Below are 23,084 nucleotides of genomic sequence, written 5' to 3'. Positions count from 1 at the left end.
GCCTGAACGATTGCATTCGCCGGCGCCCGATGCCTTGATGCGAGTCAAAAGCGCCGCCGTTTTCGTTCTGAGACGTTTGCCTCGATAGGTTTGGCGCAAGCGGCCAGGAGTGATAATTAGCCCTTCTTGCAAGAGTGGCCGAATCCAAGGACTTCAGGTGAGCCAAGACGAAGCGCCTATTTTGCCGGTCGGCGGGACGAAGCTGAAATCCGTTCTGTCACAGATGTTCGAGCAGGCTCCCGGCTTCATGGCCCTCGTGCGTGAGCCGGATCATGTCTTCGAACTGACCAACGCCGCCTACCAACGTCTGATCGACAACAGGCAGGTGATTGGCAAGCCGGTGCGCGAGGCGCTTCCCGAGCTCGAAGGTCAAGCGTTTTTCGAACGGCTTGACGAGGTGTACAAGACCGGCGAGCCACATAGAGGCCAGGGGGAAAAGGTCGTCCTTCGCAACAGGCCCGATGAGCCCGCAGAAGAGCGCATCCTCGATTTCGTCTACCAGCCGATCAAGGATGACAATGGCCGCGTCACTGCGATCTTCGTCGAAGGCACGGATGTTAGCGAGCTGTCCTTTGCGAATGCCGCACTTCGGCTGCGTGAGGACCATCTGCGTTCGATCTTGGCAACGGTGCCGGATGCAATGGTCGTCATCGATGAGCAAGGCCGCATCCAATCCTTCAGCACAGCCGCAGAGACGTTGTTCGGCTATGCATCGAGCGAAGTCATAGGCCAGAATGTCAGCCTGCTGATGCCGGCACCCTATCGCGACGAGCATGACGCCTATCTGCACCGCTATCTGACAACCGGAGAGCGCCGGATCATCGGGCTTGGTCGCACGGTCACCGGAATGCGCAAGGATGGTTCGACCTTTCCCATGGAACTTTCCGTCGGCGAGATGCATCCGGGAACCGGACGCTTCTTCACCGGCTTCTGCCGCGACCTGACCGAACGCCATCGGGCAGAAGCCAGAATACAGGAGCAGCAACAGGAGCTGCTTCACATGGCGCGGTTTACCGCGCTTGGCGAAATGGCCTCCACGCTTGCGCATGAGATCAACCAGCCGTTGACGGCCATTACCAACTATCTGAAGGGCAGTCGCAGGCTGCTTGAGAAAAGCACGGAAGAGAACGCGCCAATGTTGAGGGACGCCGTCGAGAAGGCGGCGGAACAGGCCTTGCGGGCGGGAGATGTCATCCGGCACCTTCGCGATTTCGTTTCAAGAGGTGAAAGCGAACGACAGGTCGAACGGCTGCCGAAGCTGATCGAAGAGGCCGCGTCGCTAGCCCTGGTCGGCGCCAGGGAGGCCGATGTCCGCGTCAGCTATCATCTTGACCCGGCAGCCGAGCTCGTGCTCACCGATCGCATCCAGATCCAGCAGGTTCTGCTCAACCTCATGCGCAATGCCGTCGAGGCCATGCAGGGGGCACCGCGCCGTGAGTTGCGGGTGGCTACGACCGCACGTAGCGACGGAATGGCGGAAGTGAGCGTGGTAGACACCGGCCCGGGCTTGGCGCCCGAGGTTTCGACCCAGCTCTTCCAGCCCTTTGTCACCACCAAGAAACAGGGCATGGGTGTCGGCCTGTCGATTTGTCGCACTATTGTTGAATCGCATGGCGGTCATATCTGGGCCGAGCCAATGCCAGGCGGAGGAACCGCTTTCCGGTTCACCTTGCGCGTCGTGGAGAAGGAAGAGGTCGCCAATGGCCGGTAGTGATGTCGTGCATGTGGTTGACGATGATGTCGATGTTCGCAAGTCGCTTGGCTTCCTGCTCGCGACAGCTGATTTTGCCGTGCGCCTGCATGAGTCCGCGACCGCCTTTCTCGCGACTGCGCCGAAGACTATCGATGGCTGCATCGTCACCGACGTGCGTATGCCCGGCATCGACGGGATAGAGTTCCTGCGGCAGCTGCGGACACGCGGACATACCGTCCCGGTAATCGTGATGACGGGTCATGCGGATGTTGCGCTCGCCGTTCAGGCGATGAAGGAGGGAGCCGCCGACTTCATCGAGAAGCCGTTCGACGATCAGGTGCTCATCGATGCGATTCGATCAGCGCTGGACAACCGCAATCTGGCGGTCGCAACGCACCCGCAAGCCGCCGAGATCCGAAATTGCCTATCGACCCTGTCGGAGCGTGAGCGACAGGTGCTCGACGGACTGGTGTCGGGACTGCCTAATAAGTCGATAGCTTACGACCTCGGCATCAGTCCGCGCACCGTCGAGATCCATCGCGCAAACGTCATGAGCAAAATGGGCGCCGGCAGCCTGTCGCATCTGGTACGCATGGCGTTGATCGCCGATTCCAAGCACTAGGCCGGGGCGGGAAGCGAACCCGCCTGCCTATTTTCTGCTTCCCAGTCACGCCAGTGTGTTGGGCGGATGTCGACGCGCACGCCGGTGACGGCATCCCGCCAGCCTTCCTGCACCTTCCTGCAGGGGAATACGAGCGCGTGCAGGCCGTCCTCGTCGATAACGGCCAGTTCGAGATTTCGACCAAACGGAGCGCTTGCGATCGGATTCCACATCCCGCCACCATTGAGGGAAATGTCGGCCCGCGCTTTGACTTGAATCATTTTTTTCAAAGCATTCGAAGGTCTGCCCCCGACGCCCGGCAGGCCGGGCCGCCGATTTGACACGCCTCCTGTCCCGACTAGATCACCATGCTAACCGCGGAGAGAGTGCGCCGGTCGACATAGGCTTGGGCCAGGGCCGCCAGACGGAATCACACAAATGCGGTGTTTTCGGCCCGCATTTGTAGTACTTTCTGCCCTCGCTAAATCTGGCTTCTCGCCGACAGCGGTTCGAGGTTGAGGGCGATGCTTAGAGTCGTAGACAATCCCTTGACCGTTCTGTCGAACCGGGAGCGGATGATAGCGACAAAGTTCGCTGAGGGGATGACATATCGTGAAATCGGCGAGATGTTCTTCATAGCGCCGGCCACGGTTCGGACCCATCTGTCGGCGATCTATCGGAAACTCGACGTTCGCAGCAAAGTGGCGCTCGCTGCATTGCTTGCGGATCGCCGCCTCCAAGAACTCGACCAGTTACCATTCGAACGCCGTTCGACAGACCTGTGTGGGCCGCCTGTCGTCGCAGTTCTCCCGTTTGACAACCTCGGTGGAGAAGAACGCTGGACGCGTATCGCGGAAGGGTTGTCGGCGGACATCATCGTTGATCTCGCCCGTTACCCCGACTTGGGCGTGATAGCCCGCCAGACAATGCTCTCATACAAGGAGCGGCGCGATGATGTTCGATCCATCGGACGAGAGTTGAGTGCCGACTATGTGATGGAAGGAACCGTGCAAGCGGAGGGCCAGCGGGTACGCATCTGGGTGCAACTCGTCGACTCCCGCACAGGGGTTGATGTTTGGACAGCGCGTTATGATCGGTCCGCAGAAAACCTGTTTGCGATGCTGGACAGCGTGACCGAAAACGTCATCAATGTCGTTGCTACTTGCCACGGTCAACTCGCCAACCTGCGACGCGATGCAGTGCGTCGGAGGCCACCAACAAGTTTGCAAGCCTATGATTGCTACCTGCTTGGCCTTGAGCAGAAGCACCTTTTCACCCGAGATTCGAACAAGGAAGGGATACGGCTACTGACGCGTGCAGTCGAGCTTGATCCGGGTCTTGCAAGAGCCTGGACCGCGCTGGCTCTTGCGCATGCTGTGGATGCTTGCAACGGGTTTTCCGATGATGTTTCTGTCTCTATTGAGAGCTGGAGCGCATGTGTCAAGAAAGCGCTGGCCCTCGATCCGGCCGATATTTACGCACGAATAATGCTCGCTGATCTTCGGGCTTTGCAGGGCGATATCGACGCTGCTGTCGAAGAACATGAGCGAGTCTTGGCGTCGTCCCCAAACAACGCTGACACACTTGCCTTGCTTGCAGGAAGCTTGGCTCTTGTTGGGAGCGACGCCAAGCATGGCTACGAATTGGCCAAGCGAGCGATCCGGCTAAATCCTAATGTTCCGTGGTACTTTGGAATGTTGGGGCGCTGCTGCTTTGTCCTTGGCCTGTACCGGGAATCGTTGGTTGGGCTGCGTCGGTCCCCGTCCGACTCGCCCGCCACGCTTCTGTTCTTTGCAATGGCTCATGCGATGCTTGGTGAAACCCTGCGGGCCACCAAGATAGCTGCGCGACTGAAGGACGAGTTCCCGAGCTTCACTCCCGAACTGTTCATCAACACGTACCCGGTCACCAATCCAGTGGCCATTGCCGCAATCAGAGAGGGCTCCCGGCGTGCGGGTCTATCGTAACTTCTTTCCGTTTCTGAGGCCGGCAGCTTTCCTGAGCCAGCAGCCTTAGCACAAGCGGCGAATGACCGCTCATGGATGCAAAGCTGCCGTTGCGACCGAGTTAGTTTTTGAATGGTCGTCAATCGGGGGCGGCGCTGGGCGCGAGCTAACGATCAGAAGTGCCCTCACTTCCACCGTAACCGATGTTCCGCTCCTACGTTACACTCGCCATTGATCCGCAGACCGATTGCTGCCCTGATTAGCTGAAGCGGTCGGTTGAGCGAGAGCTTCTTCTCGCCGGATTGAACGACATGATAAGCGGGCCTATGGGACTCAAGAATTATCTGATCGAAGGCGGTTCCGGCACTGGAAAAACGTCTGTCGCTACCGAACTGGAGCGGCGGGGTTATCATGTCGTCCACGGTGACTGGGTCCTGGCCTATGTCGGCGACCCTGAAACAGGCAAGGCATTGCCAGGACCACCCGAAGGCGAGGATCGCATCGTTTGGGCATATGCGCACTGGATTTGGCCCGTCGACAAGGTCCGGGCCATTGCTGCCGACACGACCCATCCTGCCACCTTCTTCTGCGGCGGATCGCGCAATTTCCATAAATTCCTGGACTTATTCGACAAGGTCTTTGTGCTCGACGTAGACGTTGAGACTTTGAACCGACGATTAGATGGGCGACCGAATGAGCCAGGTTTCGATCCGGCCGAGCGGCGGCTGGTACTGCGCAACCATCATACCCGGGAATATCTTCTCGTCGGCATCGATATCGACACGGCGGGTACGGTTCCAAGCGTCGTCGACAATATCCTCGCTCAACTCGCCTGAAGCCCTGAACGCATCGCGAATAGGATGGGGAAGCATTCGAAAATATTACGGGAAGACGCTAGTCGCCTGAACGGCTCACCAGCGGCGCTGAGACTCTGTACCCGGCCGCAGCCTGCGTATCCCTTGAGCTTTCACGGCGCCTCGCAGCCCGCCCTCGGCTGACAGCCAGTTGTCAGCTTGGTCGTGGGATATTGCATCCGAAGCGTACCAGATGGGTCGCCTCTGCAAGGCTCAATATCGGCCGTCGATAGCTTTGACTTCGTCTTCCGGTCGCCGCGCAAGCTCGCCTTTGAGGCTGGCCAATATCTTGAATGGACGCTTGGCCTCGATCGTGCCGACAATCGCGGCAACCGCCGTTATTTCACGGTGGCCTCGGCGCCGACGGAGGAAACGGTCCGGCTCGGCGTAAAATTCTATCCGCAATCAAGCGCCTTCAAGCGCGGACTGATGACCATGAAGCCAGGCAGCACGATCCACGCCGCGCAACTGGCCGGCAACTTCACGCTGCCCGCCCGACGTGAAACCAAGATCGCTTTCCTGGCCGGGGGCATCGGCATCACGCCTTTCCGCTCGATGTTGCAATATCTCCTCGACCGCAAGGAGCGGCGACCGATCGTCATGCTCTACGGAACCGAGGGACAGCAGGACATCGCATATCGCGACGTGCTTGGCGCGGCCAGGCAGGAACTTGGTATAATGACGGTCCACGCTGTGGCGCGCGGTGGCGAGCGCGGGCAGTATCCCGGCTACATCGACGAGCGCCTGATACGTCTGGCAATACCCGACTACCTCGAGCGCACTTTCTACATTTCCGGCCCGCAAGCGATGGTCAAGGCGCTGCGTCAGAAACTGCTGGCGATGGGCGTTCGCCGCTCGAAGATAAAGGTCGACTATTTCCCGGGCTTTGCCTGAAGCAGGCTCAACCGTGTCGCGGCAAGGAAATGGTCACAGCCAGACCCGGATCGGCGTTAGCCATGGCAAGGCGTCCGCCGTAGGCTTCGACGATGTCGGAAACGATGGCCAAGCCAAGGCCGTTGCTGCCGCCCCTGCTGTCGAGCTGGACGCCACGCGACAAGGCGGACTCCCGATCGGTATCCGCAATACCCTGGCCATCATCCGCGACGGTGACAATCACCTCTCCAGCTGCCTCCGATGCATCGACACGGACTGAGGACTTTGCATAGCGTGCCGCGTTCTCGACCAGATTGCCGAGGATTTCCGACAGGTCGCCTTCGTCGATTGGCGCCGTTAGATCTTCCGCAACGTCCATCTTGAATGAAAGCTGCTTGCCGCTTGGTATCCGTTTGACGACTGCAACGACGCCAGCCACGACGTCAGACACAAGGCAGGATGCCTTGCCGGAGACGCCGGGCGCGAGGCGCGCGCGCGCCAGCTCCCGCTCGACATGGCGCCGGATCGCTCCTGCGCTCTTCTCGATCTCGTCGGCCAGATCCGTCTCGCCTTTCTTGCGCAACGCTCGGATGTCGGCCGACAGGACTTGCAGTGGCGTCTTGAGGCCGTGCGCCAAATCCGTGGCACGCGAACGCGCTCGCGAAAGCGCCTTTTCCTGGGCATCGAGAAGACGATTGATTTCGTCCGCGAGCGGCTGCACCTCGCTTGGTGCCACCACATCGAGCCGTGCCATTCGCTGCGCGATCACGTTTCTGACGGCGACCCGCAATGTCTCCAGCGGAGCAAGGCCGATGGTGATCTGGATGAAAAACGCGGCCATTAGGACTGCAGCGAGCATCAAGAGAGCCGGAGCGAGATCGCGAACATATTCGCCTACAGACAACTCAACGGTTCGATGATCTTCCGCCACGATTGCACGAAAGGAGTGGCCTCCAGCATCGATGATCGTACGCTCGACCGCAATACTGAGTTCTCCGCCCGGGCCCGCGAACTCCTCGACGGTTCGCAGCCCACCACTTGCGCTCCGGGCAGGGAGGAGCAGCTTGGCGTCCCATAATGATCGCGAACGCTCAAAGCTGCCGGTGGCGATGTCCTCCACCTGCCAGTAGTAGCCGGAGAGTGGATTGGCAAACCGCGGGTCGGTCAGCACCGGGGCCACAACAAGGCGACCATCGCTGGCGAAAGTTGTTGCGCCGATGAGTTCGTTGAGGTCGACCGTTAGTTCGCCCACCACGCGCCGCTCGACGTGAAGTTCGAACAAATAGCGCAAGCCGGCGCCGGCGATCGCGAGTGCGACAAGAATCGAGATGGTTGCCGCCAACCACAGCCGGAAGCGGATCGAGTTGCCCATCAGGCGGGATCATCGGGCATCAGATACCCGAACCCGCGTCGTGTTTCGATGACATCGCTGCCGAGCTTCCGTCGCAACCGCGCTACAATGACCTCGATCGTGTTCGGATCGCGGTCGTTACCTGAATCGTACAGATGTTCGGCAAGTTCGGTCGGCGCCACCACCCTCCCGGCGTGATGCATCAGAAACGCCAGGAGCCGGTATTCCAGCGGCGAAAGCGAAACGGGTATCCCACGGAGAGTGATGCGCATCTGGCGGGTGTCAAGAAGCAACGGCCCGGACTTCAACACGGGTGCCGCCTGCCCAGCCGAGCGACGCAGGATTGCCCGCAACCGGGCAAGCAGTTCTTCCATTTCAAAGGGCTTCGGAAGATAGTCGTCAGCGCCGGAATTAATGCCCTCGACACGCTCCGTCCACATCCCCCTTGCAGTCAGAATGAGAACCGGAAACCGGCGCCCGTTGGCCCGCCAGCGCTTCAGGACAGTAAGACCATCGAGCTTGGGGAGACCGATATCCAGAACGGCAGCGTCATAGTTCTCCACATCGCCAGCGAACCAGGCAGTTTCGCCGTCGTGCACCACATCGACAGCCATTCCGGATGCCCTGAGAGCAGTCGCGACATCGGCAGCTATGCGGGCCTCGTCCTCAGCCAGGAGGATCTTCATCTGTCTCCCTCCCCGTCGCGCAGGATGACACCGGCACCGGCGTCCACATCGACGATCGTTCGCCGGCCATCGGCGCCGACGACCTGGAACCGGTAGACCCATTTGTTGGCTCTACGCACGAGCTTGACCGCGACGACGTCGCCCGGGGCCTGCGTGCGTACGATGTCGAGAATATCGGCAAGGCCCTTTATTTCGCCCTGCTCATAAAGGTCGCGCGCCCGGTCGTGGTCGCCATCGTCGTCCTCGTCGGCGTGCGTGCCGACCGGCTGGACCAGGACAAACGCGGTCAGGCCCAAGATAGCGAGGCGCTTCAAGCTGGCCATCATGAACTCGGCTTGTCGCACGTCGAAGCTTTCAATCCGCTGTCAACCATCCTCAGCTGCCTGCAAGCAAGAGTTCTCTATCAAGGCATGATGGCCGCCAATCATGGCAGCGCCGAGAAGGACGTCGAAACCATGCGCAATTCCTTGTTTTTGCTCCTAGCACTTGGGACCCTGACCATCTTTGCCGCGCCGGCGGCTGCTGGATCGGACGAAGGCTCATGCAGCGCATCGTCTTCCGCCGCGCAGCCCGGACCGATTAATCTCGACGCTATCCCCATGCAGGATGCTACCGGCCCCAAGGCCATCAGGGGCGTGGGCGATGACGACGAATGCGGCGACGGTCTCACCTCGGACAAGGCCGCTTTGAACAGCCCCGATGACGACGACGGCTTGGGAGAAGACGACTGAAATCACCGACCTAATCTTGCCTGGGCATCATTGACGCCAGGCCCCGCAGCTCGTCTCCAACGCCGAGTCCCCTTCGCTTCGCCAATTTCCAAGCCCGTCTCCGGAGAGTTTTTTCTGATGATCGCAATCCAGCATATCCATCCCATCCTCGTTCATTTTCCAATTGTGCTCATCTACACGCTCGTGGTCCTCGACCTCGTGGCACTTGCGAGCAGCAATGCCGTGACGAGACGCTCGGGCGTGGGCACGATTTCCACTTTCGTTGCGCTCGCAGCAGGAGTCTTCGCCACAGGAACCTGGTTCTACGGCGGACTGGCGCTTGACCATGCCGAAGCTGCCGGCTTCAGCAGCGCCATAGCGGAGACGCACGAAAGCCCTGGCGGAATCACGGCATTTGCCCTTCTGACCTGGGGGGTCGTCAGATTCGCATTGTGGGTCCGCAATCGCGAGTTGGGATCCCTGGCGATCGCCGTTCCTGTAATCGAAGTTGCAGGCGCGGCACTTGTAACCGTCACCGCCTACTACGGCGGCCTGCTTGTCTATGATCTGGGTGTGAATGTGGCCAGAGCCGCCACAGGCGGCTGAGGCCTGTCTCCAAGCCTGTCGACAATTGTCGATAGGCAAAGTGCCTGCATTCCCCACCATGCTCCCGACCTCAGCCATGCGGCTCTGATTTGATGCTGGTTGAATGGGGTATGGTCCCGCCGAAGGCGCGCCCCGCCCTTGATCGATGCTGGTGTCTGTTTTCATGTTCGAAGAACCAGCGCTTCGTCATCTCCGAGGCCAATAGATAGACCCCGGTGATGGCGATGAGCCCGACAAGCACAGGCAGAGGTAGAGGCACAAAGCCGAAGTTTGCGGCGACGGGAACGTAGGGCATCGCGATCGCGACAAGCGCGACAGCAAGCGTAAGCCAGGCAAGCAGCGGGCTGGGGCGGCTCATCCAAAACGCCTTGTGCGTGCGCACGATGAGCACGATGGCGAGTTCTGTCAGCAGCGACTCGACGAACCATCCTGTCTGGAACGTAGCCGCCGTCGCATTCGCAAGAAGCAGCAGGAAAGCGAAGGTTGCAAGGTCGAACAGCGAGCTGACCAGGCCAAAGCCGACCATGAATCGCCTGACGAAGCTGATGTCCCAACGGCGCGGCCGGCGCAGCTGGTCCCGGTCGACATTGTCGGTGGCGATGGCCAGCGAAGGAATGTCGGACAGGAAATTGTTGAGCAGGATTTGTGCCGCCAGGAGCGGCAGGAAAGGCAGGAACAGCGACGCGACGGCCATGCTGATCATGTTGCCGAAATTGGCACTGGTCGTGATGGAGATGTACTTCATCGTGTTGGCGAACGTCTTGCGGCCGTCGTCAATCCCGCGCACGAGCACGTCCAGATCCTGTTTGAGGAGGACGATGTCGGCGGCCTCGCGGGCGACATCAACAGCCCTGTCGACGGAGATGCCGATGTCCGCCTCGTGCAGCGCGGGCGCATCGTTGATGCCGTCGCCTAGATAGCCGACAACATGGCCACAGCTGCGCAAAGCCTGAACGATGCGCTCTTTCTGGTTAGGGTCAATCTCCACGAAGAGATCGGTCTGCTGGACGCCTGCGAAAAGTCCGCTCTTTGTCAGTTTCGACAGGTCTTCACCGGTCATGATCCTGTCAGCCCGCAGGCCGAGTGCGTCAGCAAGGTGCGCGGTGACGTAACGGTTGTCACCCGAAATGACCTTCACGGTAATGCCGCGGTGAGCGAGTGCCGCCAGCGTCTCCATGACGCCGTCCTTCGGCGGATCGAGGAAGAGCAGGAAGCCAGCGAACGTCAGATCGGTCTCCTCCTTCCTAGATCCGGCGCCCTGGCTTTTGATGTGGCGGATTGCCACTCCCAGGACACGATAGCCGTCCGCGCTCCATCGTCGGAACTTCTCGTCGATTGCGGCGCGAAGCGTGTCGTCCAAGGGTTGTGACCCTTTTGCGGTTCGAACAAACCCACAGGCGTTCAGGACATTCTGCACTGCGCCTTTTGTGATCAGGAGGTCTTCGGCGTCCTTGGTCCGCACGACAACGGAAAGGCGCTTACGGATGAAGTCGTAGGGAATCTCGTCGACCTTCGCAAAGGCGGTCAACCTTGCGTCCCCGCCTTGCGTGCCGGCTATCGCTTCGTCAAGCGGGTTCTTCAAACCGGTCTGCATGGTCGCGTTGAGACGCGCCCAGAGCAGGACATCCGCCGATGAGTTGCCATCGGGATCGAGCCATCCATCGAGCTGAATGATCCCTTCCGTCAGCGTTCCGGTCTTGTCGGTGCAGAGCAGGTCCATGCTGCCCAAATTCTCGATGGCGTCGAGACGGCGAACGATGACGCCATTGGCCGCCATGGCGTGAGCACCCCGAGCCAGCGTCACGCTGATAATCGCCGGAAGGAGTTCTGGCGTAAGGCCGACCGCCAGCGCCAGCGAAAACAACAGCGATTCTATCAGCGGCCGATGGAGAAGAAGATTGGCGAAGAACACCAGGATGACAATCGCCAGCATGATCTCCGTCATCAGATAGCCAAAAAGCCTGATCCCGCGGGCAAAGTCCGTCTCCGGGACACGTCGTTCGAGGGCCGCTGCGATTGACGCGAACTCGGTGCGCTGGCCGGTTGCCACCGCAAGCACAGTCGCGGTGCCACTGCGGACCGACGTCCCTGCGAAGACGGCGTTGGCGCGCTGTGCGACGGAAGCGCCCGGCGCCGACCGGCCCGGCGCTTTTACAACTGGAAACGTCTCGCCGGTCAGGACTGCCTCGCTGACATTGAAATCGCGCGCATCCAGAATGATGCCATCAGCGGGAACAAGGTTTCCCGCCGAGAGACGGATCACATCGCCGGGCACAACCTTTTCGGCTCCGATCGAGCGCTCGACGCCGTCACGCAGGATTGCGACCTTGCGCGAAATGCGCCCTTTGAGCGCCTCTGCCGCACGTGACGCGCCGTATTCCTGGGTAAAACTCAGGACACAGCTAGCCAGCACAATCGCGCCGATAATCGCAGCCTCCTGGCTCTGACCGACGAAGGCCGACACGGCGGCCGCGAAAATGAGGATCAGGACAAGCGGGCTACGGAACTGGCGGACGAACACTGTTAGTATCGAGGTGCCTGACTGCGATGCTGGTGTGTTTGTGCCGAATTTCGACAGCCTTGATACGGCCTCGGAGGTGCCAAGCCCAGAGACCGACGTCTTGAGGCGTCGCAGAAGATCATTGATCTCCATTGACCAAAAGGCGTCGTCGTCAACAATTCCCGTCGGTGCGGGGACGGGTTGTTGGCCGACTTCGCCGGGCACGATACCAGAAACCATCAGCATGACATGAAGCGGTTGATGCTGCTGTCTTCGATCAGCGAGCGGGTGACACCGCCAAAGGCCCATTCCCGCAGGCGGCTGTGGCCGTAGGCGCCGGAGACGATCAGGTCGGCATGGATTGAACGCGCAAACGCAACCAGCCGGTCGCCCTCCGCCTCGCCAGCCAGCAGTTCGGTTTGCGGCATGATGCCATGGTTTTCGAGATAAGCCGCGACATCGGCGAGGCTGTATCGGGCGCTCTCGCTGCGGTCTGTATCGATGGTGGCGACAATGACCTCGTTGGCCACGGCCAGGAAAGGCAATGCATCGGCTATCGCCCGTCGCGCCTCCCTGGTGTCCTTCCAGGCGACCAGCACGGTCTGTGCCATGACATGTTCGACATTGCTTGCGGTGACGAGGACTGGTCGGCCTGTTCCCAGCGCAAGGCTCCCGACATCCACGGCACGGAAGACATCTTCTCCATCCCCACCACCGGTAACGATGAGGTCGGCGGCTCGGGCGGAAACGCTCAGGAAGCGGGTTGGACTGCTGACTGCCTGCCCCCATTCGCTGCTCACCGATGCCGGAACCAGCTTCTCGAATTCGGCACGCAGCTCCGCAAGCCGCTTCTCGATCTCGGTTCGCTGGACCTGCAAGATCTCGCCTTCGTAGACCATGCCGCTGCCGGTGGCGACGAGCGGCGGAACATCTGCAGCCGCCAGGCCGATAAGGTGCGCTCCAAAACGCTCGGCCAGTTCGACGCCCAGTTTCACAATGGGTGCAGGAGATGCATCCACAGCGAGGTTAACGATGATCGACTTGTAAGACATTGCGGGGCGCCCTTCGGTGAAGATGTCGACGTTCGATGAAGTGCATCCGCCAGCCTCCGTCGCCTTGACGCGGGTCAAAACGCAACGCCTTTCGATTACCCCCCGGGCGACGGCAAGAACCTCTGCAAGGTGGGCCACCCGACGCGATCACTCGCGCTCGATCTGTCCTTTGATCATGATCAAGGCCAACCTTGGTGAAGGGAATATCGTGCAGTCGCGAAGGAGAATTGCGATGGAATATATCAAAGCCGATGAGGCGTTATGGGCATCCAGCATGTTGCCCGAGGGTATCTTGGAGCGTTGGTTCATTGCCAGCGGTGACGCGGTAAGGGCTGGCGATCGGATAGCAGAAATTCGAGTCGAGGATGCGCTGCACGAGATTGTCTCGCCTGCAGCCGGCCGCGCGACGATTGTCGCCGCGGCGAATGCCGTCATCGAACCCGGCTCGATCCTGGCAACGCTGGAGTCCCGATCTGCGTGAGGCGGGCGACGCCTCACGCCGACAATTGCGCGCGCCCCTCAACCATAGTCTCAAGAGCGTAGCCACTGCAGACCCAACACCCCGTCGCCTGGCCGCGCCGCCGACCGGTTGCGTCCTCCTAGGAGGAGGCTAGCCGCAGATCGGCTCAAGATCGTCATGGCCGCAGCGGTCATTACCGTTGGAGGCTTTCGATGTAAGCAAGGATGGCGTCGATTTGATCGGGGCTGGCAACCCACTCTGGCATGTCGGGATGGCCCGTTGAAATGCCCTCGGCCAGCGCCTCCTCGAGATCGACAATCGGATAGCGCTGCGACAAGACGCGAAATGCAGGCGCGTCGGGGTGGCTGCTTTTGTCCGTTCTTCCGATGGCGTGGCAGCGCGCGCAATTGGCTTCGACCAATGCCTTCCCGTGCGATACCGGGTCGGCGCTTGCGCAACCGCCGGACGGGCCAAGTGCCGCAGCAAGGGTCACCACATGGAGAGCAGATGCTGAAAGCCGGCTCAGCCGTGGCGGGTTCATCGCAATACCCATCCGGTGGTTTTGTCCATAGCTGTACTTCCTCGATAGCCGATCACGCTGCCGTGCTCGCCGCGATGTCTTCGATGGCGCTCTCGGCTTGCCTGCGCACGCGTCTGGCCATGTCCGAGGTGAGCCGCGACCCAACACGGGCGAAGTTGCCGGCCTCGGTCGCATAAGCTGAGGTCGCGTTCTGCAGAAAATTGCTGGTGACATCGAAAACGTCCACGAACTCGCCACCAGCGAAGAGATCATCGATCAGTTTGACGTTTTGCTCGCAGCGGCGTTTGAGGAAGGAAAGCGTTTCGATCTGATAACTTATGACGGCCTTGAGAGCAGTCGCCTGAAGGTCGGCCGCGGCAAAGAGGAACTTCTGGCCATTGGTCATCGTCATTGGGTCCATTCCGTTCGTCATGGGTATTTCAAGAAAGCTAACCCGAGCCGACGGAACGTCGTTGATCGAGATCAATGTATCACCTTGCCGCAGTACCCAGGCGCGGAACCCTTGACCCAGATCAATACGGCTCCGTCAGCGAGGTGCTTTGATGCAGCCCTCGTCAGGTTTACCGGCTTTGGCGAAGCGGGCGCGGAGGATCGCGCCGAAAGCGCGGATTCGCGAAGCGATGAACCAACTCGGCAAGGGTTCCTGGCGAGCGGTCCGCCGACCTCGGGCTCTGGCGCCCCTTCCCTGGAGGGGTGGACGGGTCGAGGCGGCGGTACCTGCCGATCAACTCGCTCGCAAGGAGAAGACCCATGGCCGAAGCTGCCACCAAACTGCCTGTCAAAACAGAAAAGAGCACTGCGCCGGCCCCAGCCGGCAACTGGACTGGTCCGTTCGAAAGCCTGCGGCGTGAAATCGACCGGCTCTTCGACGATTTTCATCCGTTCGACTTTCGCCTGCCTTCGACACGCTCCCTCTTTGGTCGCGAACTGCCGGCGCTGCGCAATGCGGACTGGCTGGTCGCGCCGGCGATGGATCTCGTCGAGAAGGACAAGGAGTATGAGATCACAGTCGAATTGCCCGGCATCGACGAGAAGAACGTCGAGATCAAGCTCGCCAATCGCATACTGACGCTCAAAGGCGAGAAGAAGGAGGAAAAGGAAGAGAAGGACAACGACTACTATCTCTCCGAGCGTCGCTATGGTTCCTTCCAGCGGTCGTTCCAGCTGCCTGAAGGCGTCGACGCCGACAAGATCGATGCGACCTTCGCCAAGGGCGTGCTGACGGTGAAGCTGCCCAAGACCGCGGAAGCCCAGAAGGCCGAGAAGAAGATCACAGTCAAGGCCGCTTGATATGAAGTTCGGTCACCGCTCAACGCCCAGCCGGCGTTTGAGGCGATGGGCATAGCAATCGACACCGGCGCCGCTCAAGCAGGGCGTCGCCGTCTCTGCTCGTCCATTCGAACCGGAAGTTCACTGCCTTCGGCCGGATTGGCGGCATGGGTCTGCTTGCGCGCTTTTGCTTCAGCAATCTCCAACTTCTGGCGCTCCTGCGCCAGCAAGTCCTCGATCACGCGGCGTCGCTCGGCGTCCACCTCATATCGAAGAAGATCCGCGAAATGCGCAATATTGGCGCGCGCGATATAGCGGTCCATGACATGCCTCAACGCATGGAAACTTGGCATATTTTACTCTCGAGAGCGCTCCGGGCCTAGCTCTTTTTGACCGAGATCAATGCCGGCATCCCCAATCATATGGCTTGTGGGCAAATGGAGTAGCTCGCCTGAAGGAGGCTCTGATGCGCACTTTGCCCAGTATTCTGGCAGCGGGACTCATGCTGGCCGCCTCAGTGGCGCCTGCAATGGCCGGTGCCGACGATGATTCCGGCTGGTGGCCCCGCTGGGGCATGAGTCGAATGATGATGGGCCAATGGGGCATGGGCGGCCCGATGGGCGGCTTTGACTCAGACGAGATGCTCGATCGCATTGACGGACGAGTTGCTTTCCTCAAGACGGAACTGAAAATCACGGACGAACAGGCGCCGGCCTGGGATGAGCTTGCCGGCGTCATCCGTAGCACGGCCGAGGCACACAACGAGTTGATGCGCGGTATGATGCAGGAATTTCATGACGGTGACTTCCTGAAGAAGCCGTTGCCCGAGCGGCTCGCCTACCAGCAAACCCATCTCGAAGCACGCCTCGAACAGGTGAAATCGATCAGGGCGGCGGTTGAGAAACTGTACGCGACGCTGAGCGACCAGCAGAAGAAGGCAGCCGACGAGATCGTCCTGCCGATGATGGGCATGGGGCTGTCGGGCGGCTTCGGGCATGGAATGATGTTCAGATAGTCTCCATTCGCTGAAGGAGACATGGCCATAGAGAGCGGAGTGGGATATCCATCGTGCGAGCCGCCGATGCGGGCAATCTGCGCAGGAATCTGGCGCAACCTCGTCGTGTTTCGACTTCTGGGCTTTCTGGCGGCACTGGCTGCGCCCGGCATGACCCATGCATCTGGCTCGACGATCTTTCCAACGGAAGTTGTCTACGGCAAAAGGACCGAAGAGACCGAAGAGGCCAGGGTTTGCGAGATCATCCTCGATGTCAGCAGCCCGCCATCGCGCGAACTCGTCAAGTTCATAACGCTTGGCGGATACACCAAGGCCGACGGGGCGGTGCTGGCCGGCTTTCTCATGGGTGTGGCCGACATTGTGGCAGTCGAACGAGCCGACCTCGCGCAGATTGCGAACGCGAACTTCAATTCCGCGACCTTCAGTTCGCTGGGCTAGTTGAACTACGAAACCTATGATGACGGTACGATAATGGCGACGACGCAGAACGCCGAGTTTGCCGCTCCCTTCCTCAACGCCGTGCTTGCCGGAAACTATGAGTTGAGTTTCTCCCGCTCGGAACCGGGTGCCGAAATGAGGACCTACAAGATCCTGCCTGCTCCGTCCGAGACCATTGCGGACAACTTCATTCGCTGCATGGATGGCCTGGCGATGCAGTCTCGGCAGGTTCGATCATCGATATCGACAAAGATGAGCGCGCAACGGGAGGGAGGTGGCAACGGGGTCAGCATGACATCGGATCAGGCAGGTCAACCCTTCACCCGCCAACGTCAAGGAAGGACGGCAGACCAAGAGTAGGAAGATCATCCCATTATAAAAGGGGAACATACTCAGCTTTTCGCCGGCAACTTGATGCGGCTCAATGCGAGAGTCTTCTTATGCATTAACATGCCCGTATGGAGATGAAGGAGTTCCCTGATGATCCACACTTCGACTGCAAGTCTTACCCACTCGGCCGAGCAGGCGCAGCAATGGGTGAGCGAGCTCGCCCGGGACTTGGGCTGGAATGAACGGAACGCATACCGGTTTCTGAAATCCGTCCTTCACACGTTGCGGAACTGGCTGTCGCCGGAGGAAATGGCCGACCTTTCCGCTCAGCTGCCAACGCTTATCAGGGGTGTCTATTTCGAAGGCTGGAAGCCGTCGGACGCACCCGTGTCGGAACGAAAGAAGCGCGACTTCGTCATCAGCGTCAGGGACAGCTTTGGCTACGAACCGGGCGTCGATATCGATACGGCGATCAAAGCGGTCTTCAAGCTCCTCGACCGTCACATTTCGCATGGCGAGATCGTGCAGGTTCGCAATTCGATGAAGACGTCGCTCCGTCATCTGTGGCCGGAAGGTTGACCGATGTTTCGCGACCGTCAGGAAGCCGGACAAAAGCTCGGCATCGAACTGGAGAAGCTCCGGCTGCATCAGCCTGTCGTGCTGGCATTGCCGCGGGGCGGCGTTCCTGTCGCCGCAGAAGTGGCCAAGGCCCTCAGGGCCCCACTTGACCTGATTATCGTGCGCAAGGTGGGAGCGCCGGGGAACCCCGAACTGGCTGTTGCGGCGATCGTCGATGGCAATCCTCCGGATGTCGTGCTCAATCGAGACATCGTCGAAGCCTACTCGCTAGACGATGACCAACTTCGCACTTTGATCGCCAGAGAGCGGCCCGAGATGGAGCGCCGGCGGCTTGCCTATCGCGGAAAACATCCGCCGTTGTCGATCGCTGGAAAGACCGCAATCATCGTCGACGACGGCGTCGCGACCGGCACGACGATGAAGGTCGCGATCCGTGCCCTCAAAAGACGCTCGCCTCGAGAGGTCGTCGTGGCCGTTCCCGTGGCGCCCCCGGACACCTTGGCTGAGCTTGCCTGCGAAGCGGATTGGATTGTTTGCCTCAGTCAACCGGCGCATTTTCATGCTCTCAGTCAACACTATCTCGGCTTCCGGCAGCTGTCCGACGGAGACGTCGTCTCCGCGATGGACAAAGCGGCCCGGTCGCAAAGTGCCAGGCAGCGCGGGAAGCAAAAACAGATCATCGCGACAAAGAAACAGCGGCGCGAAACAGTCGCAGAAAAGTAGGAGGTCGGTCCATGCTGGTCCGCACACTCTCTACCTTGGAATGCACGAAATTGCTCACGGCCAATCGTGTCGGCCATCTGGCTTGCGCAAAAGACGGACAGCCCTACGTCGTACCGTTCTACTACGCCCATGCGGACAATCATCTCTATGCATTTTCCATGCCCGGCAAGAAGATTGACTGGATGCGAACCAACCCGCTTGTGTCGGTCCAGGTGGACGAACACGGCCAAGGGCGAGGATGGAGAAGCGTAATTGTCGACGGCCGTTATGAAGAACTACGTGATCAGCTCCCGCGCGATCATGCATGGTCGGTGTTGAGCAAGCACCCCGATTGGTGGGAACCGGGTGCGCTCAAACCGGTCATTCCTCCCGCCTCCGACAGTGCGCCGCACGTTTTCTTCCGGATCCTCATCGAGCAGGTGTCAGGCCGGGCGGCGAGCGAGTAAGCCGCCCCGAGAAGGCACTGTTTGATGAGCGTCAAGGTGCCCGGCCGCGAATGCCACAACAGTCGATGCGTTCCACAGGACCGCAAGGCATGCAAACTCCGATTTTTTCTGCCCATGGGGTGACCAAGGTTTACCACGCCGGCGAGATCGAGGTGTTCGCCCTGCGTGGCGTCGATCTGGATCTGTACGAGGGAGAGATCGCCGTCCTGCTTGGGCCATCGGGCAGCGGAAAGTCGACTCTGCTCAACATTATGGGCGGGCTTGATCGCGCGACCGCAGGCGAGGTGCACTTTCGCGACCAGGATCTGACCACCTTCTCAGAGAGGCAGTTCACCCGCTTCCGGCGCGCTCACGTCGGCTTCGTGTTCCAGTTCTACAATCTGATCCCGAGCCTGACCGCTTGGGAAAACGTCGCGCTGGTCACAGAGATTTCGTCCAACCCGATGAAACCCGAGGAGGCGCTGGAGATGGTCGGGCTCAAGGACCGCCTGACGCATTTCCCCGCCCAGCTCTCCGGCGGCGAGCAGCAAAGGGTGGCGATTGCCCGGGCAATCGCCAAGCGGCCGGAAGTGATGCTGTGCGACGAGCCCACCGGCGCCCTGGATTCGAAGACGGGCGTTCTGGTCCTGGAGGCGCTGTCGCGGATCAACGAGGAGATGAAGACGACGATGGCCATCATCACCCACAATGCCGGTATCCGGCAGATCGCGCATCGCGTCTTCACTTTCAGGGACGGTCGCATTGCCGATGTCGCCATCAACGACCAGCGGGCACGGCCCGCCGACGTGAGTTGGTAGCGTCGTGTCGGTTCTCGATCGCAAACTTCTGCGCGATCTGCTGCGAATGTGGGCGCAAGTCCTCGCCATTGCGCTTGTCATGGCATGCGGCGTCGCGACGATCGTCATCGCCGTCGGCGGCTATCGCTCGCTGGAGCAAACCCGCAACGCATTCTACAACCGCTACAGGTTTGCCACCGTCTTTTCCGGGCTGACGCGCGCGCCGCTGCATCTTCGCGAGCGCATCGCATCGATCGCGGGGATAAGCGGCATCGAATTGCGTATCGTCAAGCCGGTTTTGCTGGACATGCCTGGCATGGCGGAGCCGGCAACCGCCATTGCCGTCTCCATCCCCGATCGCGGCGAGCCTGCTGTCAACAGACTTTACCTGCGCAACGGCCGGCTGCCCGAATCCGGACGGCCCGGCGAGGTAGCGGTGACCGAGCGTTTCGCGACCGCGCGCCGCATGGCGCCCGGAAGCACGTTCGATGCCATCCTGAACGGCCGCAAGCGGACGCTTTCCGTCACGGGCATTGTACTTACACCCGAATACATCTACGCGCTCGGCCCTGGCGACATGGTGCCAGACCCGCGGCGCTTCGGCGTCTTCTTCATGCCCCGAACCGTACTTGCCGGCATCTTTGACATGGATGGCGCATTCAACGATGTCGCCGTGCGCACCCAGCGCAGTGCCGGCATCCAGGCGGTCGAGGACGCAGTCGATCGTATCCTGAAGCCATATGGAGGAATCGGGACGCATGGGCGCACCGACCAGATATCGCATGCATTTCTCGACAATGAGCTGATCCAGCTCCGTGCAATGGCCACCGTCATCCCCCCGGTGTTCCTCTTTGTGTCCGCCTTCCTGGTCAACATGATCCTGTCACGGTTGATCGTGCTCGAGCGCGAACAGATCGGGTTGATGAAGGCCGTTGGATACGGATCGGGGGCAATCGGCTGGCACTATGGAAAGCTGACGCTGGTGATCGCATCGATCGGCATCGCTATTGGCGCGGGTGCCGGCAATTGGCTAGGCCACGGCCTCACCACGCTTTATGCGCGGTTCTTCTCCTTTCCCTTCCTCATCTTCCAGCAGAGTCTCGACCTCTATGCCGTCGCCGCCACCACAAGCGCACTGGCGGCCCTGTTAGGCGCGGCACGGGCGATCTGGAGCGTCATCACGCTTCCGCCGGCGGTCGCCATGCAACCACCTGCACCGGCCCTATACCAGAGCTTCCTCACGGGCGAGGGCCGTCTCCTTTCAGCGTTTTCGCAATTGACCATCATGGCGTTCAGACATCTGCTGCGCTGGCCTTTGCGCTCCTTGCTGACGGCGTTGGGGACCTCACTCGCCGTCGCTCTGCTGGTCACTGCGCTGTTCTCTTTCGATTCCATAGCGTTCATGGTCGACACGGTTTTCTTCCGTGCCGAGCGGCAGGACGCGACCTTGTCATTCGGTGTGGAGCAATCAACACGCGCCCTGCAGTCGGTCGCCGCCATGCCTGGCGTGCTGCGCGCCGAACCGTTCCGGGCAACGGCTGTGATCCTGCGCCACGGCCATCGCGAGCGCCGGCTGGTGATCTCCAGTGTTCCGCCAAAGGCCGATCTCGCCAGGGTTCTCGATCTCGATCTCGCTCCGATCGATCCGCCACCGGCCGGCCTCACGCTATCCGAAAGGGTCGCATCGCTACTCGACCTGCGAATTGGAGATTTGGCGGAGGTCGAACTGCTCGAACGGGCGCATCAAATGGTCCGCGTTCCCGTGACCAGCATTGTCCAGAGCTATGTCGGGCTCGCCGTCTACATGCGGACCGAGGCACTCGACCGGCTGGTTGGCGGCGGACCACGCATTTCCGGGGTCAGGGTAGCTATCGATCCGGCACGCCTCGGCGACCTCTACAGCGCCGTCAAACAAACGCCGGCTATCGCCTCGATCGCGCTGCAGGGCATATCGCGTCAGCGCTTCCGTGAGACGATTGGAGAGAACATCACAATCATGACCACCGTCTACACGGCGCTTGCCGTCATCATTGCCTTCGGCGTTGTCTACAACTCGGCCCGCATTCAGCTTTCCGAGCGCGCCCGAGAACTCGCCGGCTTGCGCGTGCTCGGCTTCACCAGAAGCGAGGTTTCGAGCGTCCTGCTCATAGAACTGGCAGCCATCGTGGCTCTGGCGCAGCCTCTTGGCTGGATGCTCGGCTATCTCTTCTCGTGGTCGGTGGTCAGGGGCTTCGAAAGCGATCTCTTCCGCATACCGTTCGTGGTCAACCGTTCGACTTTCGCGCTTGCCAGCCTGGTCGTGCTCGCAGTGGCCACGCTGTCGGCACTGATTGTGCGGCGTCGCATCGACCGACTGGATCTCGTGCGTGTCCTCAAGACAAGGGATTAGTCCGATGAAGTCGATCTGGATGAAACGCCTCGGACTCGCGCTTGTCGCGCTTGTGTTGATTGCAGGTTTCGGCTGGGCTTTGCGCGAGCAGCCAACGCTGGTGGATTTGGCTGAAGTTGCCGCAGCGCCGATGCGAGTCACGGTCCGAGAGGAAGGAATGACGCGGGTGCGCAACGTCTACACAGTATCGGCGCCGATTGCGGGCCATCTGACGCGCACGGTGGTCAACGAGGGTGATGTGGTGAAGGCGAACAATACTGTTGTCGCTGCCATCCATCCGCTCGACCCACCACTGATCGACCGGCGGGCGGAAGCCGAATTGCTCGCCAGCCGCGATGCAGCGCGCGCTGGTGTCGGTGTTGCAGAGGTCGAATTGCAGCGCGCGCAATCGGCTTTGAAGCTTGCCGAGGACGAATTGGTCCGCGCGCTCAAACTGTTCGGATCCGGCTTTGTCTCGGAGAGCGCTTTGCAGAAGCTCACCAACGAAGTCGACGTGCGGAAAGCCGCGGTGGATGCGGCGAAAGCAGTCATTCGGCTCAGAAACGCCGAACTTGCCAACGCAGAGGCTCGCCTGCTGCAGCCCGATCCGTCGGACCCGACCGGTGACAGCTGCTGCGTCAACCTTCTCGCACCCATCGACGGAACGGTTCTTGCCGTCATGGCAAGGAGCGAACAAGCGGTAGCGGCTGGCGCCAAGATCGCCGAGATCGGCAACGTCCACGATCTGGAAATCGCTGTCGACCTCCTTTCAAGTGATGCCGTTCGCATTGCCCCTTGGACAGGGGCTAAGATCAGCGATTGGGGCGGCGATCATGGGTTGCGTGCGACGGTGAGACGCGTCGATCCAGCGGCATTCACCAAGGTTTCCGCGCTTGGCATCGAGGAGCAGAGGGTTACGGTCGTTCTGGATCTGGAAGACACCGACGTCCGGCTCGGCCACGGATATCGGGTCTTTGTCGAAATGACAGTCTGGGCGTGCGCCCAATGCCTGCAGGTGCCGATCGGCGCGCTGTTCAGAAACGGCGACCGGTGGAACGTCTTTGTCGCTGACGGTGGTCGCGCTAGGCAAGTGGAAGTGCAGGTCGGGCACATGAATGACGATGTCGCCGAGGTGCTGACGGGTCTGAAGCCCGGCGCTGCCGTTGTCGTCCACCCGTCCGACACCCTTGGCGATGGTGGCCCGGTGGAGAGGCGTCAATAGCCCTGGCCGACCGCAGAAACGGGCCGGTCCAAGTGTTTTCGTTGA

27 protein-coding genes are annotated in these 23,084 nt (G+C 60.5%); 18 read left to right on the top strand and 9 right to left on the bottom strand.

The annotated features are described in order from the left end of the window. Positions 1–157: 157 nt before the first annotated feature. Entirely contained in the window at positions 158–1,711 is a 1,554-nt protein-coding gene (locus EN846_RS04300; protein WP_127284841.1) for a PAS domain S-box protein, read from the top strand. Beyond that, the gene (gene fixJ / locus EN846_RS04295) at positions 1,701–2,315 is read left to right on the top strand and encodes a response regulator FixJ (protein ID WP_127284842.1); all 615 of its coding nucleotides are present in this window, start codon (positions 1,701–1,703) and stop codon (positions 2,313–2,315) included. Before EN846_RS04300 ends, fixJ begins: the two co-directional genes overlap by 11 nt. Here fixJ and EN846_RS04290 read toward each other — a convergent pair. Next, entirely contained in the window at positions 2,312–2,575 is a 264-nt protein-coding gene (locus EN846_RS04290) for a hypothetical protein (RefSeq protein ID WP_245478071.1), read from the bottom strand. The two genes, fixJ and EN846_RS04290, sit on opposite strands and share 4 nt — an antisense overlap. Before the next feature lie 267 nt (positions 2,576–2,842). Here EN846_RS04290 and EN846_RS04285 point away from each other — a divergent pair, with 267 nt between their 5' ends. The 3 genes from EN846_RS04285 to EN846_RS04275 all read left to right on the top strand — a co-directional run bounded on the left by EN846_RS04285 (position 2,843) and on the right by EN846_RS04275 (position 5,988). Beyond that, positions 2,843–4,261 carry a LuxR C-terminal-related transcriptional regulator gene (locus EN846_RS04285; RefSeq protein WP_245493249.1) on the top strand — a complete coding sequence of 473 codons (1,419 nt, stop codon included), beginning with the start codon at positions 2,843–2,845 and terminating at the stop codon, positions 4,259–4,261. A gap of 305 nt (positions 4,262–4,566) precedes the next feature. Further along, positions 4,567–5,076 (top strand): nucleoside kinase, encoded by a 510-nt coding sequence (locus EN846_RS04280; protein WP_127308697.1) that lies wholly within the window; start codon positions 4,567–4,569, stop codon positions 5,074–5,076. A 447-nt stretch (positions 5,077–5,523) separates the two neighbouring features. Then, complete coding sequence (locus tag EN846_RS04275; protein WP_245478070.1) at positions 5,524–5,988, top strand: hypothetical protein; 465 nt, start codon at positions 5,524–5,526, stop codon at positions 5,986–5,988. A gap of 7 nt (positions 5,989–5,995) precedes the next feature. On the opposite strand, the gene EN846_RS04270 is transcribed toward EN846_RS04275, so the two are convergent. From EN846_RS04270 to EN846_RS04260, 3 genes are read right to left on the bottom strand one after another with little or no spacing between them, the layout of a single operon-like run. Beyond that, on the bottom strand, positions 5,996–7,339 hold the full coding sequence (locus EN846_RS04270; RefSeq protein WP_127308696.1) for a HAMP domain-containing sensor histidine kinase: 1,344 nt from the start codon (positions 7,337–7,339) through the stop codon (positions 5,996–5,998). Further along, positions 7,339–8,004, bottom strand: coding sequence for a response regulator transcription factor (locus EN846_RS04265; RefSeq protein ID WP_127282029.1), 666 nt, complete (start codon positions 8,002–8,004; stop codon positions 7,339–7,341). The genes EN846_RS04270 and EN846_RS04265 overlap by 1 nt, the downstream gene beginning before the upstream one ends. After that, positions 8,001–8,330 carry a PepSY domain-containing protein gene (locus EN846_RS04260; protein WP_127282028.1) on the bottom strand — a complete coding sequence of 110 codons (330 nt, stop codon included), beginning with the start codon at positions 8,328–8,330 and terminating at the stop codon, positions 8,001–8,003. Before EN846_RS04260 ends, EN846_RS04265 begins: the two co-directional genes overlap by 4 nt. Before the next feature lie 9 nt (positions 8,331–8,339). Between EN846_RS04260 and EN846_RS04255 the strand changes: the two genes are divergently transcribed. Both EN846_RS04255 and EN846_RS04250 read left to right on the top strand, forming a co-directional pair. Further along, a complete protein-coding gene (locus EN846_RS04255; RefSeq protein WP_127282027.1) occupies positions 8,340–8,735 on the top strand; it encodes a hypothetical protein in 396 nt (131 codons plus the stop codon). A gap of 117 nt (positions 8,736–8,852) precedes the next feature. Beyond that, positions 8,853–9,320 (top strand): DUF2231 domain-containing protein, encoded by a 468-nt coding sequence (locus EN846_RS04250; RefSeq protein WP_127390799.1) that lies wholly within the window; start codon positions 8,853–8,855, stop codon positions 9,318–9,320. A 70-nt stretch (positions 9,321–9,390) separates the two neighbouring features. Here the strand turns inward: EN846_RS04250 and mgtA are convergent, their stop codons facing one another. Together mgtA and EN846_RS04240 are read right to left on the bottom strand one after the other, a co-directional pair. Then, the gene (mgtA, locus tag EN846_RS04245; protein ID WP_245511325.1) at positions 9,391–12,060 is read right to left on the bottom strand and encodes a magnesium-translocating P-type ATPase; all 2,670 of its coding nucleotides are present in this window, start codon (positions 12,058–12,060) and stop codon (positions 9,391–9,393) included. Then, the gene (locus tag EN846_RS04240) at positions 12,060–12,872 is read right to left on the bottom strand and encodes a universal stress protein (protein ID WP_127310000.1); all 813 of its coding nucleotides are present in this window, start codon (positions 12,870–12,872) and stop codon (positions 12,060–12,062) included. The genes mgtA and EN846_RS04240 overlap by 1 nt, the downstream gene beginning before the upstream one ends. A gap of 232 nt (positions 12,873–13,104) precedes the next feature. On the opposite strand from EN846_RS04240, the gene EN846_RS04235 reads away from it, so the two are divergent. Further along, positions 13,105–13,353 (top strand): lipoyl domain-containing protein, encoded by a 249-nt coding sequence (locus EN846_RS04235; RefSeq protein WP_127282024.1) that lies wholly within the window; start codon positions 13,105–13,107, stop codon positions 13,351–13,353. A 172-nt stretch (positions 13,354–13,525) separates the two neighbouring features. On the opposite strand, the gene EN846_RS04230 is transcribed toward EN846_RS04235, so the two are convergent. Both EN846_RS04230 and EN846_RS04225 read right to left on the bottom strand, forming a co-directional pair. Then, positions 13,526–13,885 carry a cytochrome c gene (locus tag EN846_RS04230; protein ID WP_127282023.1) on the bottom strand — a complete coding sequence of 120 codons (360 nt, stop codon included), beginning with the start codon at positions 13,883–13,885 and terminating at the stop codon, positions 13,526–13,528. Positions 13,886–13,925: 40 nt separating this feature from the next. Next, on the bottom strand, positions 13,926–14,264 hold the full coding sequence (locus EN846_RS04225) for a phasin family protein (RefSeq protein ID WP_127282050.1): 339 nt from the start codon (positions 14,262–14,264) through the stop codon (positions 13,926–13,928). 359 nt (positions 14,265–14,623) lie between these two features. Between EN846_RS04225 and EN846_RS04220 the strand changes: the two genes are divergently transcribed. Then, positions 14,624–15,163: an Hsp20/alpha crystallin family protein gene (locus EN846_RS04220; protein WP_127282022.1), complete on the top strand. Its 540-nt coding sequence runs from the start codon at positions 14,624–14,626 to the stop codon at positions 15,161–15,163. A gap of 74 nt (positions 15,164–15,237) precedes the next feature. Here the strand turns inward: EN846_RS04220 and EN846_RS04215 are convergent, their stop codons facing one another. Further along, positions 15,238–15,465 carry a hypothetical protein gene (locus EN846_RS04215; RefSeq protein ID WP_127282021.1) on the bottom strand — a complete coding sequence of 76 codons (228 nt, stop codon included), beginning with the start codon at positions 15,463–15,465 and terminating at the stop codon, positions 15,238–15,240. 143 nt (positions 15,466–15,608) lie between these two features. On the opposite strand from EN846_RS04215, the gene EN846_RS04210 reads away from it, so the two are divergent. From EN846_RS04210 to EN846_RS04175, 9 genes are all read left to right on the top strand, one after another. After that, positions 15,609–16,157: a Spy/CpxP family protein refolding chaperone gene (locus tag EN846_RS04210; RefSeq protein ID WP_245478241.1), complete on the top strand. Its 549-nt coding sequence runs from the start codon at positions 15,609–15,611 to the stop codon at positions 16,155–16,157. Between the two features lie 21 nt (positions 16,158–16,178). Beyond that, positions 16,179–16,595 (top strand): hypothetical protein, encoded by a 417-nt coding sequence (locus EN846_RS35765; RefSeq protein WP_245508974.1) that lies wholly within the window; start codon positions 16,179–16,181, stop codon positions 16,593–16,595. Next, entirely contained in the window at positions 16,596–16,955 is a 360-nt protein-coding gene (locus EN846_RS35760; RefSeq protein ID WP_245493246.1) for a hypothetical protein, read from the top strand. Between the two features lie 120 nt (positions 16,956–17,075). Next, on the top strand, positions 17,076–17,504 hold the full coding sequence (locus EN846_RS04200) for a DUF2267 domain-containing protein (RefSeq protein WP_127282020.1): 429 nt from the start codon (positions 17,076–17,078) through the stop codon (positions 17,502–17,504). 3 nt (positions 17,505–17,507) lie between these two features. Continuing rightward, entirely contained in the window at positions 17,508–18,227 is a 720-nt protein-coding gene (locus tag EN846_RS04195) for a phosphoribosyltransferase family protein (RefSeq protein ID WP_127282019.1), read from the top strand. 11 nt (positions 18,228–18,238) lie between these two features. Further along, entirely contained in the window at positions 18,239–18,673 is a 435-nt protein-coding gene (locus tag EN846_RS04190; RefSeq protein ID WP_127282018.1) for a pyridoxamine 5'-phosphate oxidase family protein, read from the top strand. 89 nt (positions 18,674–18,762) lie between these two features. Continuing rightward, complete coding sequence (locus EN846_RS04185) at positions 18,763–19,470, top strand: ABC transporter ATP-binding protein (protein WP_187331231.1); 708 nt, start codon at positions 18,763–18,765, stop codon at positions 19,468–19,470. 4 nt (positions 19,471–19,474) lie between these two features. Next, a complete protein-coding gene (locus tag EN846_RS04180; protein ID WP_127392834.1) occupies positions 19,475–21,838 on the top strand; it encodes an FtsX-like permease family protein in 2,364 nt (787 codons plus the stop codon). 4 nt (positions 21,839–21,842) lie between these two features. Beyond that, positions 21,843–23,039: an HlyD family efflux transporter periplasmic adaptor subunit gene (locus tag EN846_RS04175; protein WP_127282017.1), complete on the top strand. Its 1,197-nt coding sequence runs from the start codon at positions 21,843–21,845 to the stop codon at positions 23,037–23,039. Positions 23,040–23,084 lie beyond the last annotated feature (45 nt).

This window comes from Mesorhizobium sp. M4B.F.Ca.ET.203.01.1.1 (assembly GCF_004791025.1).
GTDB classification, from domain to species: domain Bacteria; phylum Pseudomonadota; class Alphaproteobacteria; order Rhizobiales; family Rhizobiaceae; genus Mesorhizobium; species Mesorhizobium abyssinicae.
Note: the sequence above shows the minus strand (reverse complement) of the source record. Positions and strands in the feature narration are given on the sequence as shown.

Coding starts and splice junctions, on each gene's coding strand:
- fixJ (WP_127284842.1), top strand. CDS start 1,701: ATGGCCGGTAGTGATGTCGTGCATGTGGTTGACGATGATGTCGATGTT.
- EN846_RS04290 (WP_245478071.1), bottom strand. CDS start 2,575: ATGATTCAAGTCAAAGCGCGGGCCGACATTTCCCTCAATGGTGGCGGG.
- EN846_RS04280 (WP_127308697.1), top strand. CDS start 4,567: ATGGGACTCAAGAATTATCTGATCGAAGGCGGTTCCGGCACTGGAAAA.
- EN846_RS04275 (WP_245478070.1), top strand. CDS start 5,524: ATGACCATGAAGCCAGGCAGCACGATCCACGCCGCGCAACTGGCCGGC.
- EN846_RS04270 (WP_127308696.1), bottom strand. CDS start 7,339: ATGGGCAACTCGATCCGCTTCCGGCTGTGGTTGGCGGCAACCATCTCG.
- EN846_RS04265 (WP_127282029.1), bottom strand. CDS start 8,004: ATGAAGATCCTCCTGGCTGAGGACGAGGCCCGCATAGCTGCCGATGTC.
- EN846_RS04260 (WP_127282028.1), bottom strand. CDS start 8,330: ATGATGGCCAGCTTGAAGCGCCTCGCTATCTTGGGCCTGACCGCGTTT.
- EN846_RS04250 (WP_127390799.1), top strand. CDS start 8,853: ATGATCGCAATCCAGCATATCCATCCCATCCTCGTTCATTTTCCAATT.
- mgtA (WP_245511325.1), bottom strand. CDS start 12,060: ATGGTTTCTGGTATCGTGCCCGGCGAAGTCGGCCAACAACCCGTCCCC.
- EN846_RS04240 (WP_127310000.1), bottom strand. CDS start 12,872: ATGTCTTACAAGTCGATCATCGTTAACCTCGCTGTGGATGCATCTCCT.
- EN846_RS04235 (WP_127282024.1), top strand. CDS start 13,105: ATGGAATATATCAAAGCCGATGAGGCGTTATGGGCATCCAGCATGTTG.
- EN846_RS04230 (WP_127282023.1), bottom strand. CDS start 13,885: ATGGGTATTGCGATGAACCCGCCACGGCTGAGCCGGCTTTCAGCATCT.
- EN846_RS04225 (WP_127282050.1), bottom strand. CDS start 14,264: ATGACGATGACCAATGGCCAGAAGTTCCTCTTTGCCGCGGCCGACCTT.
- EN846_RS04220 (WP_127282022.1), top strand. CDS start 14,624: ATGGCCGAAGCTGCCACCAAACTGCCTGTCAAAACAGAAAAGAGCACT.
- EN846_RS04215 (WP_127282021.1), bottom strand. CDS start 15,465: ATGGACCGCTATATCGCGCGCGCCAATATTGCGCATTTCGCGGATCTT.
- EN846_RS04210 (WP_245478241.1), top strand. CDS start 15,609: ATGCGCACTTTGCCCAGTATTCTGGCAGCGGGACTCATGCTGGCCGCC.
- EN846_RS35765 (WP_245508974.1), top strand. CDS start 16,179: ATGGCCATAGAGAGCGGAGTGGGATATCCATCGTGCGAGCCGCCGATG.
- EN846_RS04200 (WP_127282020.1), top strand. CDS start 17,076: ATGATCCACACTTCGACTGCAAGTCTTACCCACTCGGCCGAGCAGGCG.
- EN846_RS04195 (WP_127282019.1), top strand. CDS start 17,508: ATGTTTCGCGACCGTCAGGAAGCCGGACAAAAGCTCGGCATCGAACTG.
- EN846_RS04190 (WP_127282018.1), top strand. CDS start 18,239: ATGCTGGTCCGCACACTCTCTACCTTGGAATGCACGAAATTGCTCACG.
- EN846_RS04185 (WP_187331231.1), top strand. CDS start 18,763: ATGCAAACTCCGATTTTTTCTGCCCATGGGGTGACCAAGGTTTACCAC.
- EN846_RS04175 (WP_127282017.1), top strand. CDS start 21,843: ATGAAGTCGATCTGGATGAAACGCCTCGGACTCGCGCTTGTCGCGCTT.